Source organism: Paenimyroides viscosum (genome assembly GCF_003858535.1).
GTDB classification, from domain to species: Bacteria; Bacteroidota; Bacteroidia; order Flavobacteriales; family Flavobacteriaceae; genus Flavobacterium; species Flavobacterium viscosum.
Genome location: NZ_RQTJ01000012.1, coordinates 62,797 through 79,340, shown reverse-complemented (window position 1 = coordinate 79,340; position 16,544 = coordinate 62,797). Strand labels below are relative to the sequence as shown.

The 16,544-nt window shown below is 33.9% G+C and carries 16 protein-coding genes; 11 read left to right on the top strand and 5 right to left on the bottom strand.

Annotated elements, in window-relative coordinates; genetic code table 11:
* The first annotated feature begins 231 nt into the window (after positions 1–231).
* From EG242_RS07500 to EG242_RS07490, 3 genes are read left to right on the top strand one after another with little or no spacing between them, the layout of a single operon-like run.
* On the top strand, positions 232–1,344 hold the full coding sequence (locus EG242_RS07500; protein WP_124899280.1) for a YARHG domain-containing protein: 1,113 nt from the start codon (positions 232–234) through the stop codon (positions 1,342–1,344).
* A 2-nt stretch (positions 1,345–1,346) separates the two neighbouring features.
* The gene (locus EG242_RS07495) at positions 1,347–2,054 is read left to right on the top strand and encodes a hypothetical protein (RefSeq protein WP_124899279.1); all 708 of its coding nucleotides are present in this window, start codon (positions 1,347–1,349) and stop codon (positions 2,052–2,054) included.
* A 2-nt stretch (positions 2,055–2,056) separates the two neighbouring features.
* Positions 2,057–2,854: a class I SAM-dependent methyltransferase gene (locus tag EG242_RS07490; protein WP_124899278.1), complete on the top strand. Its 798-nt coding sequence runs from the start codon at positions 2,057–2,059 to the stop codon at positions 2,852–2,854.
* A 29-nt stretch (positions 2,855–2,883) separates the two neighbouring features.
* On the opposite strand, the gene EG242_RS07485 is transcribed toward EG242_RS07490, so the two are convergent.
* A complete protein-coding gene (locus EG242_RS07485; protein WP_124899277.1) occupies positions 2,884–3,792 on the bottom strand; it encodes a DUF808 family protein in 909 nt (302 codons plus the stop codon).
* A gap of 102 nt (positions 3,793–3,894) precedes the next feature.
* Here EG242_RS07485 and EG242_RS07480 point away from each other — a divergent pair, with 102 nt between their 5' ends.
* The 3 genes from EG242_RS07480 to EG242_RS07470 all read left to right on the top strand — a co-directional run bounded on the left by EG242_RS07480 (position 3,895) and on the right by EG242_RS07470 (position 5,702).
* Complete coding sequence (locus EG242_RS07480) at positions 3,895–4,452, top strand: DUF4256 domain-containing protein (protein ID WP_124899276.1); 558 nt, start codon at positions 3,895–3,897, stop codon at positions 4,450–4,452.
* A gap of 115 nt (positions 4,453–4,567) precedes the next feature.
* Complete coding sequence (locus EG242_RS07475) at positions 4,568–5,101, top strand: Crp/Fnr family transcriptional regulator (RefSeq protein WP_124899275.1); 534 nt, start codon at positions 4,568–4,570, stop codon at positions 5,099–5,101.
* Between the two features lie 55 nt (positions 5,102–5,156).
* Positions 5,157–5,702, top strand: a complete 546-nt coding sequence (locus EG242_RS07470; protein ID WP_124899274.1) for a DinB family protein — start codon at positions 5,157–5,159, stop codon at positions 5,700–5,702.
* Here EG242_RS07470 and EG242_RS07465 read toward each other — a convergent pair.
* From EG242_RS07465 to EG242_RS15195, 3 genes are read right to left on the bottom strand one after another with little or no spacing between them, the layout of a single operon-like run.
* Positions 5,699–6,421 carry an MBL fold metallo-hydrolase gene (locus EG242_RS07465; RefSeq protein ID WP_124899273.1) on the bottom strand — a complete coding sequence of 241 codons (723 nt, stop codon included), beginning with the start codon at positions 6,419–6,421 and terminating at the stop codon, positions 5,699–5,701. The genes EG242_RS07470 and EG242_RS07465 overlap by 4 nt on opposite strands.
* A gap of 37 nt (positions 6,422–6,458) precedes the next feature.
* Complete coding sequence (locus EG242_RS07460; RefSeq protein ID WP_317124940.1) at positions 6,459–7,571, bottom strand: aminotransferase-like domain-containing protein; 1,113 nt, start codon at positions 7,569–7,571, stop codon at positions 6,459–6,461.
* Positions 7,459–7,953, bottom strand: a complete 495-nt coding sequence (locus tag EG242_RS15195) for a winged helix-turn-helix domain-containing protein (protein WP_317124939.1) — start codon at positions 7,951–7,953, stop codon at positions 7,459–7,461. Before EG242_RS15195 ends, EG242_RS07460 begins: the two co-directional genes overlap by 113 nt.
* 76 nt (positions 7,954–8,029) lie before the next feature.
* On the opposite strand from EG242_RS15195, the gene EG242_RS07455 reads away from it, so the two are divergent.
* Entirely contained in the window at positions 8,030–9,916 is a 1,887-nt protein-coding gene (locus tag EG242_RS07455; protein WP_124899272.1) for a TonB-dependent receptor plug domain-containing protein, read from the top strand.
* A gap of 12 nt (positions 9,917–9,928) precedes the next feature.
* Here the strand turns inward: EG242_RS07455 and rpe are convergent, their stop codons facing one another.
* Complete coding sequence (gene rpe, locus EG242_RS07450) at positions 9,929–10,591, bottom strand: ribulose-phosphate 3-epimerase (RefSeq protein WP_124899271.1); 663 nt, start codon at positions 10,589–10,591, stop codon at positions 9,929–9,931.
* Positions 10,592–10,741: 150 nt separating this feature from the next.
* Between rpe and EG242_RS07445 the strand changes: the two genes are divergently transcribed.
* The 4 genes from EG242_RS07445 (at position 10,742) to EG242_RS07430 (ending at position 16,539) form a co-directional block, all read left to right on the top strand.
* Positions 10,742–13,156: a TonB-dependent receptor gene (locus EG242_RS07445; protein WP_124899270.1), complete on the top strand. Its 2,415-nt coding sequence runs from the start codon at positions 10,742–10,744 to the stop codon at positions 13,154–13,156.
* 2 nt (positions 13,157–13,158) lie between these two features.
* Entirely contained in the window at positions 13,159–14,478 is a 1,320-nt protein-coding gene (locus EG242_RS07440; RefSeq protein WP_124899269.1) for a hypothetical protein, read from the top strand.
* Positions 14,479–14,554: 76 nt separating this feature from the next.
* The gene (locus tag EG242_RS07435; RefSeq protein WP_124899268.1) at positions 14,555–16,030 is read left to right on the top strand and encodes an ankyrin repeat domain-containing protein; all 1,476 of its coding nucleotides are present in this window, start codon (positions 14,555–14,557) and stop codon (positions 16,028–16,030) included.
* Positions 16,031–16,053: 23 nt separating this feature from the next.
* The gene (locus EG242_RS07430) at positions 16,054–16,539 is read left to right on the top strand and encodes a DUF2271 domain-containing protein (protein WP_124899267.1); all 486 of its coding nucleotides are present in this window, start codon (positions 16,054–16,056) and stop codon (positions 16,537–16,539) included.
* The last annotated feature ends 5 nt before the right edge of the window (positions 16,540–16,544 follow it).

Below are 16,544 nucleotides of genomic sequence, written 5' to 3'. Positions count from 1 at the left end.
CTTTTTTTAGTGAAGTCCTTTACAGAAATGTAAGGGACTTTTTTGTTTATAAGTTCTTTACAGAAATGTAAGAGACTTTTTATTAACCACAGATTACACAGATGTTCACGGATTTTTTGAACTTGAATAAAACCAAGTATCCAACATCCAACACCCAACACCCAACACCCATTTCTAGTCCTAAAATTTCAACTTTTATCCGTACCTTTCCTATTAAAAATTAAACGGTTTATGAAAGGTTTATTGACACTTCTTATATTATTACAATCTAGTATTCTTTTTGCTAATGACGGAGCGTATTTTATGAGCGGAAATCAGTTAATTCCTATAAAGGAAACAAGTGTTCAGGTAAGAAAAGAAATACTTTCACTTAAACGTGTTGATAAAGATTTTTTAGAAGTAACGGTTGATTATACGTTCTTTAATCCGGAAAAGAAAGCTAAGACAATTTTAGTTGGTTTTGAAGCTTTTTCTCCGTCTGGTGATGTTGATTTCTTTCCAAAAAACGGACAACATCCTTATATGAACGATTTCACTGTAAACATGAATCAAAAGATACTTCCATTTGAAATTTCGTATGTATCAACCGAAGAAGCAAAAAAAGAACTTTCCTTAAAAGATATCGAGACAAATATTAAAGAGTTCGATTATGCAGAATTTTACTATGTGTATCATTTCAACGCAACTTTTCAACCTGGCGAAAACCGATTGGTGCATACCTACAAGTTTCGTTTGTCGGGTTCGGTAGATTACATGTACAATTTTGAATACATTTTAACGGCTGCAAACCGTTGGGCAAACAATAAAATTGACGATTTTACGCTTACTATAGATATCGGCGATTATCAGGATTTTTACATAAATCCTACATTTTTTAAGTCGGTTGACGAATGGTCTGTAAATGGTATCGGAAAAAAGGTTGATGATTTCATGAAAGAATACCGTCATTCTAACGGGCAAAATGCTGCTGCTTTCTTTGTTCAAAAGGGAACTGTTCAGTTTAAAAAGAAAAATTTTCATCCTAAAGGCGAACTATTTTTATTCAATCCTCGTTATCTAACATTTCAAGAGCCTTTCAGTTTAAATACGTATTTGCCTTTGAGTACTGATTCGGATCCATATTTTGAAGAAGCGACAGATGAAAATGCTTTAAAAGTGCTTCAGAATTTGCCGTATGCCCGCAGAGGTTATATATTTAGCAATTCGGTTTTAAAGAATTATTACGAAAATGTTTCGTGGTATATTCCGAATAAAGATTATGTGCCAAAGCCAGATGAATTGCAGCAAAACGAGATAAACTGGTTGGCAGATCTTAAAAAAATCAAACTAAAAAGGAAAAAGTAAAAATGAATTTTATTAAACAGATTTTATTGGTTGTCGTAATTTTATTGTCTTTCATTATGAACGGTCAAAATACGTACAATCAGAAAAAAGAATACGGTTACAACGGTCCGGTTAAGAGGGTAACAACATACATGATGGATGTTTCGGCATACAGAATTCCAGTTGATACACTTGATTATTTTGGCAAAAGCACCATGAATTTTAACAAGAATGGCGATGCAACCACCTACAACAGATTTTACAACCTAGCGAGTTATACTTATAAAAGCAAGGCCGTTTTTTCTGGTTCGGGCAAAAATATTTCATACAAAGAGGTAAGTAAGGTAAACGCTGCCGAAGAAGTGAATATGACGTTTAAATTTGTTTGGAAAGATCCTTTAAGCTATGAAATGAAGCCATTAAGCACCAAAGATTCAACCAGCAGATACATTTCACTTAATCCCGATTTTACAGTTGACAAAGTTAATTTTAAGGCTTTGAATTTTGAAAGTGAAGAAAAAGCATCGTATCATTATAACAGCGAAAATCAGTTAGAGAAAATTATTTATAAAGTTACTTCAACAGAGAACGATGTTACAACAGTTAAAGACGATGTGCGTGTAATTAAATCGGTTGATGTTTTTAACAACGCAACCATTATTTATTTTTTAGAGAAAGAACACAGTCGGTTTCCAAAATCGGTTGTATTTAAATATTACGAATATTATTAGTTGTGAAAAGCGAAGAAAATTATATAAAGATAAATAAAGAATCATGGAATAATAGAACCGATGTTCATATAAAATCTGATTTCTATGATATGGATGGATTTATGTATGGAAAATCCTCTTTAAAATCGATTGAATTGGATTTATTGGGAGACGTTTCCGGAAAATCGATTTTACATTTGCAATGCCATTTTGGTCAGGATACGTTGTCGTTAAGCAGAATGGGAGCAAAAGTTACGGAAGTCGATTTATCTGATAACGCCATAAAAATAGCACAAGATCTAACAAAAAAATTAAATGCCGATGCCGAATTTATTTGTTGCGATTTATACGATTTGCCCAATCATTTAAACAAAACCTTCGATATCGTTTTTACAAGTTACGGAACAATTACGTGGTTGCCAGATTTAGATAAATGGGCAGCTGTGGTTTCAAAATTTTTAAAACCCGAAGGTAAGTTTGTTTTTGCTGAATTTCATCCGGTGGTTTGGATGTTCGATGATGCTTTTGAAAAGATCGAATACAATTATTTTAAAAATGAAGCTATTGAAACGTTGGAAGGATCTTACACAGAATCAACAACCGATGCTGAACAGCAATTTATTACATGGAATCACAGTTTGAGCGAAGTTTTTACTAGTTTGTTGAATAACGGGTTGCAGATAAATTCGTTTAAGGAATACGATTATTCGCCTTACAACTGTTTTCAAAAAACAATAGAATTTGAACCAAGTAAGTTTAGAATTGAACATTTAGGAAATAATATCCCGATGGTTTACTCGCAAACGGCAACTAAAATATAAAAAAGGCATCCATTTGGATGCCTTTAATTTTAATGACTTACTTTTTTAGTAAATATCTTTTTATACGCTGTAACCAATAAAACTACAATTAAGCCGGCTACAATACCGTACAAGAATTGTTTTGGCATTTCGGGTACACTTGGTAACATATGATGCAGATATGCTATGTTATGATCAAAAATTCCGCCCGACACCAATAATAAAGCCAACGTTCCAATTACTGCCAAAGCCTTAATTACTAACGGAAGCGCCTTAATTAATAAGTTTCCAACCGTTGCTAAAAAGCTTTTTTTACTTTTCGATTTTTTTATCAGTTTGTAACCGGCATCGTCCATACGAACAATTAACGCTACAATTCCGTAAACCCCTACCGTTGCAATAATCGCAACTATAGAAACCGTAACAATTTCAACAAGTAGAGGGTTAAACTGCGATTTTAATGCTTCGTAACTTGTTTTTGCCGCAGCAAGCGCAATAATTACAATTTCTAACGATAGAATAAAGTCGGTGGTAATAGCAGATTTGATCTTAGCTTTTTCTACAGCTTCACCATCTTCGTTAACTTCGGTAGCTTCTTCAATAACTTCAACTCCCTTTTTTTCTCTGTGAAATAGAAATTCCACAATCTTTTCTACACCTTCGTAAGCCAGATAAAATCCACCGATAATTAAAATAATAGTAATCGCGGGCGAATAAAGCCACTCTAACAAGAAAACAAAAGGAACAATAATTAATTTATTAATGAACGATCCTTTCATAATTTTCATTAACACAGGAATTTCTCTCGATGAAAGAAAACCTGTTGCTTTTTCAGCGTTCACAGCAAGATCATCACCTAAAATTCCCGCTGTTTTTTGGGTTGCAATTTTACTTGTAACCGCTACATCGTCCATTAACGCTGCAATGTCGTCTAAAATCGCAAAAAAACCTGATGCCATATTTATTTAAAATTTTTCATTGTAAAAATATAAATTTATCTTTAGTTTCAATTTTTTAATTCATTATTTGAAAGAATTTATTATGTCTAAAAAAATAAAAATATGAAAAGTAAATTATCAACTGAAGAACAATCAAGTGTTTTAGATATATTAAAAACACGTTTTGAAAAGAATATGCACCGCCATAAAAATATCAATTGGAAAGATGTTCAAGTAAAATTGGAAAAAAATCCTTCTAAAATGGAGGTGCTTTTTAAAATGGAAGAAACCGGCGGCGAACCCGATGTGGTGGTTTTCGATGAAAAATCGAAAGAAATTATTTTTTGCGATTGTGCTGTCGAAAGTCCAAAAGGTCGCCGTAGTTATTGTTATGATCGACCTGCTTTAGATGCGCGCAAAGAACATAAACCTGCAAACAGTGCCATTGATGCGGCGAATGAAATAGGCATTAAATTGTTAAACGAAGAAGAATATCGCGCTTTGCAGGCTTTAGAAGCTTTTGATAAGAAAACATCGAGCTGGATTGAAACACCGAAGAAAATTCGAGATTTAGATGGTGCTTTGTTTGGCGATTTTAGATACGATACCGTGTTTTTTTATCACAACGGTGCATCGTCTTACTACGCAGCGCGCGGTTTTCGTGGTTTATTAAAGATATAACTTAATTAAAATGAAATTCGCCTTTACAGCGAGTTTTGTTTTTTAGGAATACCAATTGTATAAATTACAAAACTTAATTTTGTATTTATTACTTTTTAATTCACAAAACAACCGCATGAAAGTTACCGACCTTTATAGTTTATTCGAAGCTAATAATTTGTTTAATAAAGAGCTGCATTTAGATCGAAACGAATATTTATCGACACTTGGAACAATTGATACCAATGTTTATTTTATTAAGGAAGGAAGCCTGAAAATTTATGTGATTAATGAGGACAAAGAACAAATTATCCGGTTTGGCTACCAAAACAATATTATCGCATCGTTAGATTCGTTTTTGTCTGATAAACCTTCTGATTTTTATATTCAGGCAATTAAAAAAACGACTGTGAAAGTGATTTCGAAAGCAGATTTAATGACGTCTTTAAATTCAGATGCTAATTATTTAAAGTTGTGGATTGCTATTTTGGAAGATATGGTTATACAGCAGATGGAACGCGAAAAAGATTTGTTGCTCACATCACCCAAAGAACGATATGAACGAGTTTTAAAGAGAAGTCCACAGCTTTTTCAGGAAATTCCCAACAAACACATTGCGAACTATTTACGAATGAAACCCGAAACATTGTCGCGTTTGAAAAAATCTTGATTTCGATCAATTTTTAATTAAATTGAAATACTGAAATTTGTAGAAAAAAAGATATATGGTTATTTTAAGCAACGATTTAATCAATGAATTAAAAAATCTTACACAAGAATATTTGGCATTTGCCGAAGGTTTACTTTTAAAAACCGAAGCAGAATTAAACAAAAGACTGTCAGATGAAAGCTGGAGTGTTTTAGAGTGTTTGGAACATTTGAATTTGTATGGAAGTTTTTATCTGCCCGAAATTAAAAATCGAATTGAAAAATCATCTACCAAAGCTACGTCAGAATTTAAAAGTGGTTGGTTGGGTAATTATTTTGCGCAAAGTATGTTGCCAAAAGAAAAGCTGAATAAAATGAAAGCGTTTAAGTCTATGAATCCAATTCACAGCAGTTTGTCTAAAACTACGGTTATGGTTTTTATAGATCAGCAAAAACAGCTGCTAGATTTGCTTAATGCCGCGAAATTGGTGAATCTTAATAAAGTTAAAACAAGTATTAGTATAACTACACTTATAAAATTGAAGTTGGGCGATACGTTTCGGTTTTTAATTTATCACAACAAAAGACATATTGTTCAAGCGAAAAAGGTACTTGCTGATTAAAACTGCACCACTGGATTTTTTAAATCGTGATAAAATAAAATCTGCCAGTTTTCTGTTTCAGCCTGATCTTTCCAAATTTTGCGAAATTCCATGGCTTTGTGTCCGTCGAAATCAGTTTTATAAGCAATAGATCGTTTTAAATAACCAGTTGTAGGTAAATCGTCGGCTCCGTAAAAAATCGTGGAAGCATTTTCTTTTATCCAAAAAACCTGATGAAATTTAGAATGACCAGCTGTTACCTTAAAAGTAATTTCGGGTGAGATTTCTCCTTCATCATCATGCAACCAAACAATGTTATTCAGGTTTTTTAATTCATTTAACAGCGGAATATTGTACGAAGGATTTTCGGTTTGTTGCAAGGCAAAATCGTATTCTCGTTTTTGAATGTAGATTTTTGCATCAGGAAAATTTTGAACAAAACCATTATCATTAAAATATCCCAAACCATCGGCATGATCTTTATGTAAATGTGAGAGCAGAATTTTTGTAATGTTGCTCGGATTTATATTTTGATCTTTCAATCGCTTTAAAATAACAGGTTCGTTATCTTCTAAAAATCCCAAACCAAGATCAAGCAGAATGGTATCGGAACCAAGAGTAATTAAAAAAGGCTGAATGGCAAGTTTTATATTTGAGCTTTCTTCATTGGGCTGTAAATAGTCAAAATTTTTGCGCTTATCTACTTTAAAGTTACCTTGTTTAATTACTGTAAGTTGCATGCTTCTATCATTAGCTGTTCTATTTGCAAATATACGGTCAACTTTTGGTTAAATCATCATACGCTTTTTTAAGCATTTCAATGGTATGATTGATCTCATCAAGATTCAAATGACCAAATCCCAACCGAATTCCGCATATATTTTTGGTTTGATACAACAGATGTTTTGGCAACGTAACATGGTATTTTGAAACTTGTTCTGATAATTTTGCCAGCGAAATATGTTTGTTAAATTGAATAAACAAAGCCAAGCCACCGTTGGGTTTATTAAATGTAATTAAATCGCCGAAAGTATTTTTTAAAGCAGTGCACATGGCATCGCGCCGAGCTTTGTACAGCAAAATTTTCTTTTTGACCTGCCGATGCATTTCGCCTTCGTGAATTACTTCTGCCAAAATCTGTTCTTTGATTAAATCGCCCTGCGGATCAATCATTCTATAATAATTTTTAACTTCGGTAATTAAATTTTCGGGCGCTACGATAAAACCGGTTTCAAAAGCAGGAAACAACGCCTGACCAACTTTACCCAGATAAATAATCAATCCGTTGGTATCGGCACTTGCCATAGGCTGCATTGGTGTAGAATCAAACTGAAAATCGAAATCAAAATCGTCTTCAATAATTGCAAAACCATATTCTTTAGCCAACTGCACCAACTGTATTCTGCGTTGCGCACTTAAACTGTTTGTGGTAGGGTAGTGACGCTGCGGCGTACAATACACACAACGAATACTGTTTTTTGTAAAGTTTTTTTTAATGAACGAAACATCTAAGCCGTTTTCATCAACAGGAATGGTTTTAATGTTGGCTTTTGCCTGATGAAAAATCATATTGGCGGCAAAATTGCTTACATTTCCTACCAAAACAACATCGTTTGGTTTTAACAACAGTTGCGCTACCAAATACAGATTCATTTCGGTACTGCGGGTGGTTAGCAGGTTTTTTGGCGCAATATGCAAGTTGCGTGTGGCGTTTAAATAATTACACAATTGCGTGTTTAAAAACGAAGATTGATCAAACAAAAAAGTATTCCATTTTTTAATGACCGATGTACGCTTTAAAGCCGCATTGTACCAACGATTGTATTGTTTGTTTGTCGGTATGCAGGCGAATGTCTGTTTGTCCGTCGTTAAACGTATAAACGGTTTCAACTTTTTCATAAGGCGATGCCAAGTGCGCGCTTTCGTAAAAATTAAAACCGGTTTTGGTTGGATATTCTTCGTTTTTCAGTTCATTAAAATTTCCAATAATCGGTTTTTGTCTGATCGGATTCAAAACAAATGTGCCTTTATTCGGAACAATCTCCACCCAGCCCTGCGAAGCGAGCTCATCGTAAACAGCAACCGCTGTATTTCGGTGGATCTTAAGTAAATTGCTTAAACTGCGAGTTCCGGGTAATAAGGTTCCTGCCGAAAAATATCCGCGCTGAACTGCATTAATAATGTGCTGCGCAATTTGTACATAAACTGCTGCGGTGTTGTTTTTATCAATCGTGATAATATTTTGCAAGATATCTTCAGCCGGACTATTCATTGTTTTAAAAGCGGACTATTTAAATCGTCCGGTAAGTTACGACTTTTGCACTGTTTTATTAAAAATCAATTTTAAAATGAAAAATAAATACGTTTTGTTGGCTTTGTTTGTTGTTCCATTTTTTGGAAAAGCGCAGGTTGCAAATGATTCCATAGCCGAATTGGATGAGTTGATCATTCATGAAAACCGTATGCAGATACCTTTTCAGCAATCAACACGAAATATTCAGGTTATAACAAAAGAAGACATAAAAAAACTGCCGGTTTCATCGATAAACGAAGTACTAACGTATGTAAGCGGAGTTGATATTCGTCAGCGCGGTCCGTTTGGTTCGCAAGCAGATATCAGTATCGACGGTGGATCGTTCGAACAAACAATGGTATTGTGGAACGGTGTAAAAATGGGCGATGCACAAACGGCGCATCACTCTATGAACCTGCCAATTCCTTTGGAAGCTATTGAACGCATCGAAGTTTTAAAAGGTCCGGCTGCACGTATTTACGGGATCAACGCTTTAACCGGTGCCATAAATATCGTTACAAAAACGCAGACCGATGATTTTTTGCAACTGCATGCGTATGGCGGAAGTTCGTTTAAAGATAAAGATGCTGGCGATGGTAACGGAATGTATGCAGGCGGAGGTTTGCAAACGACGGCTGGTATCAACACCGGAAAAGTGAATCATTTGGTAAGCATTGGCAAAGAAGAAACTAACGGACAACGTTACAATACGGCTGCAAAAAATTTGAAAACCATGTATCAGGGAAATGTTGCCTTGAACGATAATCATTCGGTAAATTGGATGGGTGGTTATTTGGATAATGAATTTGGAGCGAATGGATATTACGCTGCACCGCATGATAAGGAATCGTACGAAATTGTGCAAACTTTAATGTTGAGTGTAGGCAGTAACCACCGAATTACCGATAATTTAACCATTAAACCACGCATTAGCAACCGTTACAATGAAGACGATTACCGCTTTTACCGCAACGATTTAAGCAGAGCACGTTCGTTACACTATTCTAACGCGTTTATGTTTGAATTGAATGGAATTTACACATCAACTGTCGGAGATTTTGGTGTTGGATACGAAATGCGTCTGGAAGATATTAACAGTTCAAATCTAGGCGAACACGACCGTAAAAATCATGGTTGGTTTGCAGAATATAAAAATACTTTTTTCGAAAAATTATTGGTAAACGTAGGTGCTTATTGGAATTATAATACCGATTACGGTTTTCAGTGGTATCCGGGTGCCGATGTGGCTTATCTGTTGACTAACGATTGGAAAGTTCAGGCAAGTATTGGCAGTAGTCAGCGTATTCCGTCGTTTACAGATTTGTATGTTAATCAAAGACCAGGAAACATTGGAAATCGCGACTTAAAACCCGAAGCAGCTTGGCAGTACGAGGTTGGTGTGAATTATACCAAACAAAACAAACGATTTGCTGCGAGTGTTTTTGAACGAAATATTTCTGATTTTATTGATTGGACAAGAATTTCTACCGATGTTCCGTACCAGCCACAGAATTTAGGAGATCAGGTAATGCGTGGGTTGAATGTTCGATACAATCAGGATATTCAGATTGCAGCCAATCAAAAATTAGGATATTCGTTAAGCTATCAATATTTAAGTCCGAAGAAACAAGATGCTGCAAGTGAAATCATTTCAAAATACACGATTGAAAATTTAAAACATCAGGCAATCGCAGGAATTAACTACACGATAAATGATTTTGGAATTCAGTTTCAAAACCGATACTTAAAGCGCGAATTAAACGACGGATATTTTGTATCAGATTTGCGATTAATGTATCAGTTTCCATCATTCCAAGTTTATACGCAAGCAACCAATATATTTAACAGCACTTATAAGGAAGTTGCCGCTGTACCCATGCCAAGTCGTTGGATACAATTGGGTGTAAACTACCGCCTTAATTTAAAAAAGACTTCCGAATAGGAAGTCTTTTTGTTATATACTTGTAATGCCTTTAAGATTTTCTATCGTTGCAATTGGGTCTTGTGCAGTGAATACAAAACTGCCGGCAACTAAAACATCGGCACCAGCTTTAACTAAATCTGCAGCGTTTTTATCGGTCACACCACCATCAATTTCAATTAAAGTAGTAGCATTATTTCTAACAATAATTTCTTTAAGCTGTTGAACTTTTTTATACGTATTTTCAATGAATGATTGTCCGCCAAAACCTGGATTCACACTCATTATACAAACCAAATCAATATCGTTGATTACGTCTTCTAATAATGCAACATTTGTGTGCGGATTAATGGCAACACCCGCTTTCATTCCAGCAGCTTTAATTGCTTGTAACGAACGGTGTAAATGGGTGCAAGCTTCGTAGTGAACCGTTAAAATATCGGCACCCAAATTCTTAAACGTTTCAATGTATCTGTCCGGATCAACAATCATTAAATGTACATCGATTGTTTTTTTTGCGTGTTTGTTAATGGCAGCCAAAACCGGCATTCCAAAAGAAATGTTTGGTACAAAAACGCCGTCCATAATATCAATATGAAACCAATCGGCTGCGCTGTTGTTAATCATTTCTACATCGCGTTGTAAGTTTGCAAAATCGGCTGCAAGAACAGACGGAGCAATTAGTGTATTTTTCATTGTTGTGTGTTGTTTATGCAAAGATACAAACTAAAATGTATTTTTTATGATGGAAATAGTTCGTTAAAATAATCAAAAAAAAGACTTTGTTTTTATTTGGACTTTATCTAAATAAGGATAACTTTGCAGAAAAATAGTAAAACACTTTTTATGCGCCTTAATCTATTACTTTGTTTTTTATGTGTATCGCAATTTATAAATGCACAGTATAGTATTTCTGGTTCTGTTTTTAATGAGAAAGGAGAGATACTTAAAAATACCGAAGTCCTGTTAAGATCGCAAATCTTAAAACAATCTACAAAATCAAACCAAGAGGGAAAGTATCAGTTTACAAATCTATCGAACGGTGAATATCAGTTAATATTAAAAAGAGCATCTAGTGAGGAATTGTTTGATGTTATTATTGAAAATCAAGATCAAATAGTAGACATTGGATTTAGTTCATTAACGGATAACGATTCTGTTTTAGATGATTTAATTATTAATGTAGAATCGATTAAATCAAAAATAGAAAAAGAAGGTTTTTCTGTAAACGTAATTGAAACTAAAGAAGCTGGTGTTCGAAATATCCAAACAAATGAATTATTAGACAGATCAGTAGGTGTGCGTGTTAGACAAAGTGCTGGTTTAGGATCATCTGTTGAGTATAATTTAAATGGAATGAGTGGTAATAGTGTTAAAATATTTATCGATGGAATTCCGATCACCTCTTATGGACCTTCATTTAATTTAAACAGTATTCCACCTGCATTAATAGAACGTATTGAGGTTTATAAAGGCGTTGTGCCAATACATTTATCAGACGATGCTTTAGGTGGTGCCATTAATGTAGTTTTAAAACAAGGTGTACGTAATAATTTAACGGCATCTTTATCATATGGATCGTTTAATACTTGGCAAGGTAATTTTAGTGGAATTACACGTAATGATAAAAGCGGTTTTACTTTAAAAGCAAACAGTTTTTATAATTTTTCTGATAATGATTATGAAGTTTGGGGAAAATTTGTAAGAAACACCCAGCCTAATGGAAGGGTAGAGCAAGTGCGTGCCAAACGCTTTAACGACGCTTATAAATCATTAGGTGGACAGATAGAGGCTGGATTCACAGATGTAAAATGGGCCGATCAGTTTTTTGTAGGATTTAATGCTTCGGAATCGTACCGCGATATTCAACATGGCTTGTATATGTCTAAACCTTATAAAGGTAGGTTTGAAGAAGCAGATGCGCAGGTTGTTAATTTAACGTATCGTAAGAAAAATTTATTTACTCAAGGCTTAAATTTTAATGTGTCGGCAATGTATAGTAAGCGTTATAATGTTGTGAACGATACTGTTAAATGGAATTATAACTGGTTTGGCGAGAGAATGAAAGATCTAAACGGAAATCCAATTTTAACAAATGGTGGAGGGCAACAAGGTGAAACTACTATACAACATTCAAGAAGAGAAATTATTAACGTTCGTGCCAATTTATCATACGAAATAAATCAAAACCATCGATTTGTTTTAAATTCTCTATTAAATACTTTTTCTAGAAAGGATAACGATGATATGAAATCGGTAATTGAACGTCAATTTGTCGATGATAGAAATTTAAATAAAAGTATAACTGGATTTGCGTATGAAATGAAAGCATTTGAACGTAAACTTAAAACTAATATTTTCTCAAAATACTACAAACAAAAAATTGAGAAAATAAGACCAACGATTAAAAAAATTGACGGCATTGATGTTCGCGTTAATCAAGAATACAACAATGAATATGACTATATTGGATATGGTTTAGCAACTTCTTATTTAGTAACACCAGCTGTTACAGTATTAGGGTCTTTTGAAAAAGCAATTCGTTTGCCCGTTGATACCGAAATTTTTGGCGATGTTGGTGAAAATATAGTCGAAAATAATAGCCTACAAGCCGAAGTTAGCTTAAATTATAATTTAGGTTTTAAAGTAGGACCTTTTAAAATAAATAAACACAAAGTATCATTAGGTGGGAATGGTTTTATACGTGATACTCGTGATAGAATTGTATTAAAATCTAGCACCCGTGTAAACGACGCTATTGAAACAATGCCGTATGAAAACTTACAAAGCACCATGTCTAAAGGTTTTGAGTTAGAATTGATGTATGATTTTAATAACAGATTAACTGTTTTTGCAAACATGTCTAAATTCAATACCGTTCGTAATTATGAGTTCGACGCAAAAGGAAACGTAAATCCATACTATAATTTACAATTACCAAACGAACCATTTTTTACAGCCTCTGGTAGTATACAATATAGCATTCCTGATTTAATGCTTAAAAAAAGTGTTATGAATTTACACTATGGTTTTAATAAAATAGCGCCATTTTATACAAATTGGTTACAATCTGATTATTTTGAAACACCAAATCAATTCATTCAAGATTTAGGTTTAAGTTACATCTTTCCTAGCCATAAGTTTGTCTTAAGTTTCGATGCAAAGAATATTTTTAACAAAGAGGTTTACGACAACTTTGCATCACAAAAGCCAGGAAGAGCTTTTTACGTAAAATTAAATTACTCTATAAATAAATTCTAATTATGAAAAAATTTTTTTTAAAATCGATCTTTTTTAGTGCTTTAGCATGTACAATGATTTTCACAAGTTGTGATTCAGACGATACAACAAATAATATCGACGAAGGACAAACTGCCGATAGATGGATTACCGTTGCCGGAGCATTAATGCAAGATGAAGCTGGTGATGGTAACGGAGGTACAAAAGTGTTTTCTGTTAGTAAAGCCAATGCTAAAAACCCAGAGTATGCAATTGATGTTTACAAAAATGGTTTTCCAGTTCCGTCAAATCGTACAGCGCGTTTACAATCAACTGTTGATGGTAAAACATTATTCAATGTAGCTTATACAGGTGATAATGGGGGGCATTTCTCAAAATATACAGTTACCGGAGGTGATAAATTTCCTGCGGCAGATGTTGTAGTTGATATATCTAGCTATGCAGGTACATCTCCACGTTGGGCAAAGTTGTTCGATGGCGATAAAACGGGTATTGCCGTAAATGTAACTGCTCCAAAAGTAATTACAGGTGAGAATGACAAATACTTGTATACACGTGGAACTTCAACAGTATTGGCATTAGATTTACAACAATCACTAATTTCTAGATACGAACAATACGAAATCGCTTTAACAGAAACAGAAGAAACTAAAGGACATCATATTTTTAGATTAGATGCGCCAGTTTTAAACAAAGCAGGTGATAAATTAATTATTGGAACTTGGATGCGTAAAACAAATCCAGCTACTGGTGCAAACGAATCTAATTTTACGCGTTTAGGTTCAAAATCTGTAGTAGTAGATTATCCATCATTAAAAAATCCAACGGTAATTACTTCTACAGTTGGTGACGGCGATACTAGCGGATACCGTAGTTTTAATGCATTTGTTGCAAACGATGGCAATATTTACCAAGCTACACAACGCGGATCTAAAGGATCTTATATCTTAAAAATTAACCAAACAAATCAGTATGACAACTCTTATGTTTTTAGTTTAGATAACGCATTAAGTGTAACAGGCACTTATGTTGATGCTTGGCGTTATGCAGGTAACGGTATTGCTTATGTAATGTATACACATGCTGGTGTAGAAAACCAGGGTTTTATTGCTCGTGTTGATCTAAATACAAAAACTGCAACTGTTGTAGATTTACCTTACCAAACCGGTTTAGATTTTGGACAATATCAAGGTTTTGTTGTTGATGGAGATGAAGTTTATGTAGCAGTAACTCCTGTTGGTAAAGATGGAAATATTTACATCTTAAACAGCAAAACTGGGACTGTTACAAAAGGTGCTAAACTTGTTAATGGAGCTGGAAACCACTACATAGGTGTATATTAATATTGTTAATTTTACTAGTTGTGCATTTTGATTTTTTCAAAGTGCACAACTTATTTATGAACCATTACTTATTAAAATGAAAAAATATATAATAGCTGCTTTACTGCTTTCTGGATTTTTTGCCAATGCTCAAAATTCTTTATTAAATGCAGATTTTTGGAAAAACACACCCGATTTAAAATCAGTTAAAACAGAAATAACTAAAGGAAACAATCCCGCAGAAGCAAACCGTGGAAATCACGATGTGGTAAGTATTGCCATTAACAACAATGCACCGTTTGAAACTATTGTGTATTTAATAGATCAACCTGGTAACAGTGTAAGTAAAACTACGCACGATGGCAGACTTTATCTGCATTGGGCGGCAAGTAAAGGAAACGCAGAGTTGGTTAAATATCTTTTAGAAAAAGGATCAGATATTAACAGAACCGATGATAAAGGTGCTACGGCAATTTCATTTGCAGCAGGAAACGGACAAACCAATACCGCTGTTTACGATTTGTTGTTTAAGGCAGGAAACAATCCTAAGCAAAAATTCCAAAACGAAGCCAATTTATTGCTGCTTTCTATCGCTTATGATAAAGATTTAAAGTTGGCAGAATATCTTTCAACCAAAGGGTTATCATTAAAAGATACCGATAATTTTGGAAACACTGCTTTTGATTATGCTACAAAAACCGGTGATGTTACTTTATTAAAAACACTTTTACAAAAAGGAGTAAAACCAACCGATAAGGCACTTATTTTTGCATCGCAAGGTACACGTTCGGTATCAAACACATTAGAAACATATCAATATTTGGTAGAAGATTTAAAAATAAATCCAAATGCTACTGGTGATAATGGTGAAAATGTGCTTCATAATTTAGTAAAGAAGAATGGTCAAATCCAAATTATAAATTATTTTATAGGCAAGGGAACAAACGTAAATCAAGCAGATAAAGACGGAAACATTGTATTAATGGAAGCTGTTCGTAACAACGATTTAAGTATTGTGAAACTGATTCTTGACAATACTAAAAATATCGATCAGGTAAATGCTAAAGGAACATCGGCACTGGCGCAGGCTATTACGTATGGCACACCAGAAACGATTAAATTTTTGTTAGATAACAAAGCCAATGCACAAATAACCGATAAAGACGGTAATAATTTAGCGGCTTATTTGGTTCAATCGTATCAAGCACCAAGACAAGGACAAAAAAGTAATTTTGACGAAAAATTAACCATTATTAAAAATGCAGGTGTTAATTTTGATGTTCCTCAACACGAAGGTAATTCATTGTATCATTTAGCTGTTGTAAAAAACGATGTTAACTTGTTAAAGCAGTTAGAAAGCTTGAATTTGAACATAAATGCTGTAAATAACGAAGGTATAAGTGCACTTCATAAAGCAGCATTGGTTGCAAAAAATGATACTGTTTTAAAATATTTGGTTGCAAATGGTGCAAAGAAAGATGTTTTAACAGAATTTGATGAAACTGCCTACGATTTGGCGAAAGAAAACGAAACGCTTTTAGAAAATAACATTTCGTTAGATTTTTTAAAGTAAAACGATTTTAAAAATTATACATTATGAAATTTACCGCAAAAATACAAATAGCCACTCTTTTTATATTTCTGTTCTCTTTGTCAGCAATGGCTCAGACTGCAAAATATAAATGTATGCTGCAAATGACCAATTACAAAGGCTTGGAAGCTTACGTGGTTGTCTCGTTGATTGATTCTAAAGGCAAATACGAAAAAACGTTGTACATGATGGGAACCGATAAACAATGGTACAATGGTTTTAAAGATTGGTTTAAAAATCAGTCAAAGAAAAACGAAAACTTAAGTGCTGTTACCGGAGCTTCTGTGGCAGCAGGCGATCGCAGTATTACTACTTTTACTATTGACGAATCTAAAATGAATAAAGGCTACAAATTGCGTTTTGAAACAGCGGTAGAAGACGCAAAGTATTTTGCAACCGATGTTGAAATTCCGTTGACTACAGAAGCTGTTACACAAAAAACCGAAGGCAAAGGATACATTCGTTACGTAAAATTAAATAAAGTTCAATAAAATAA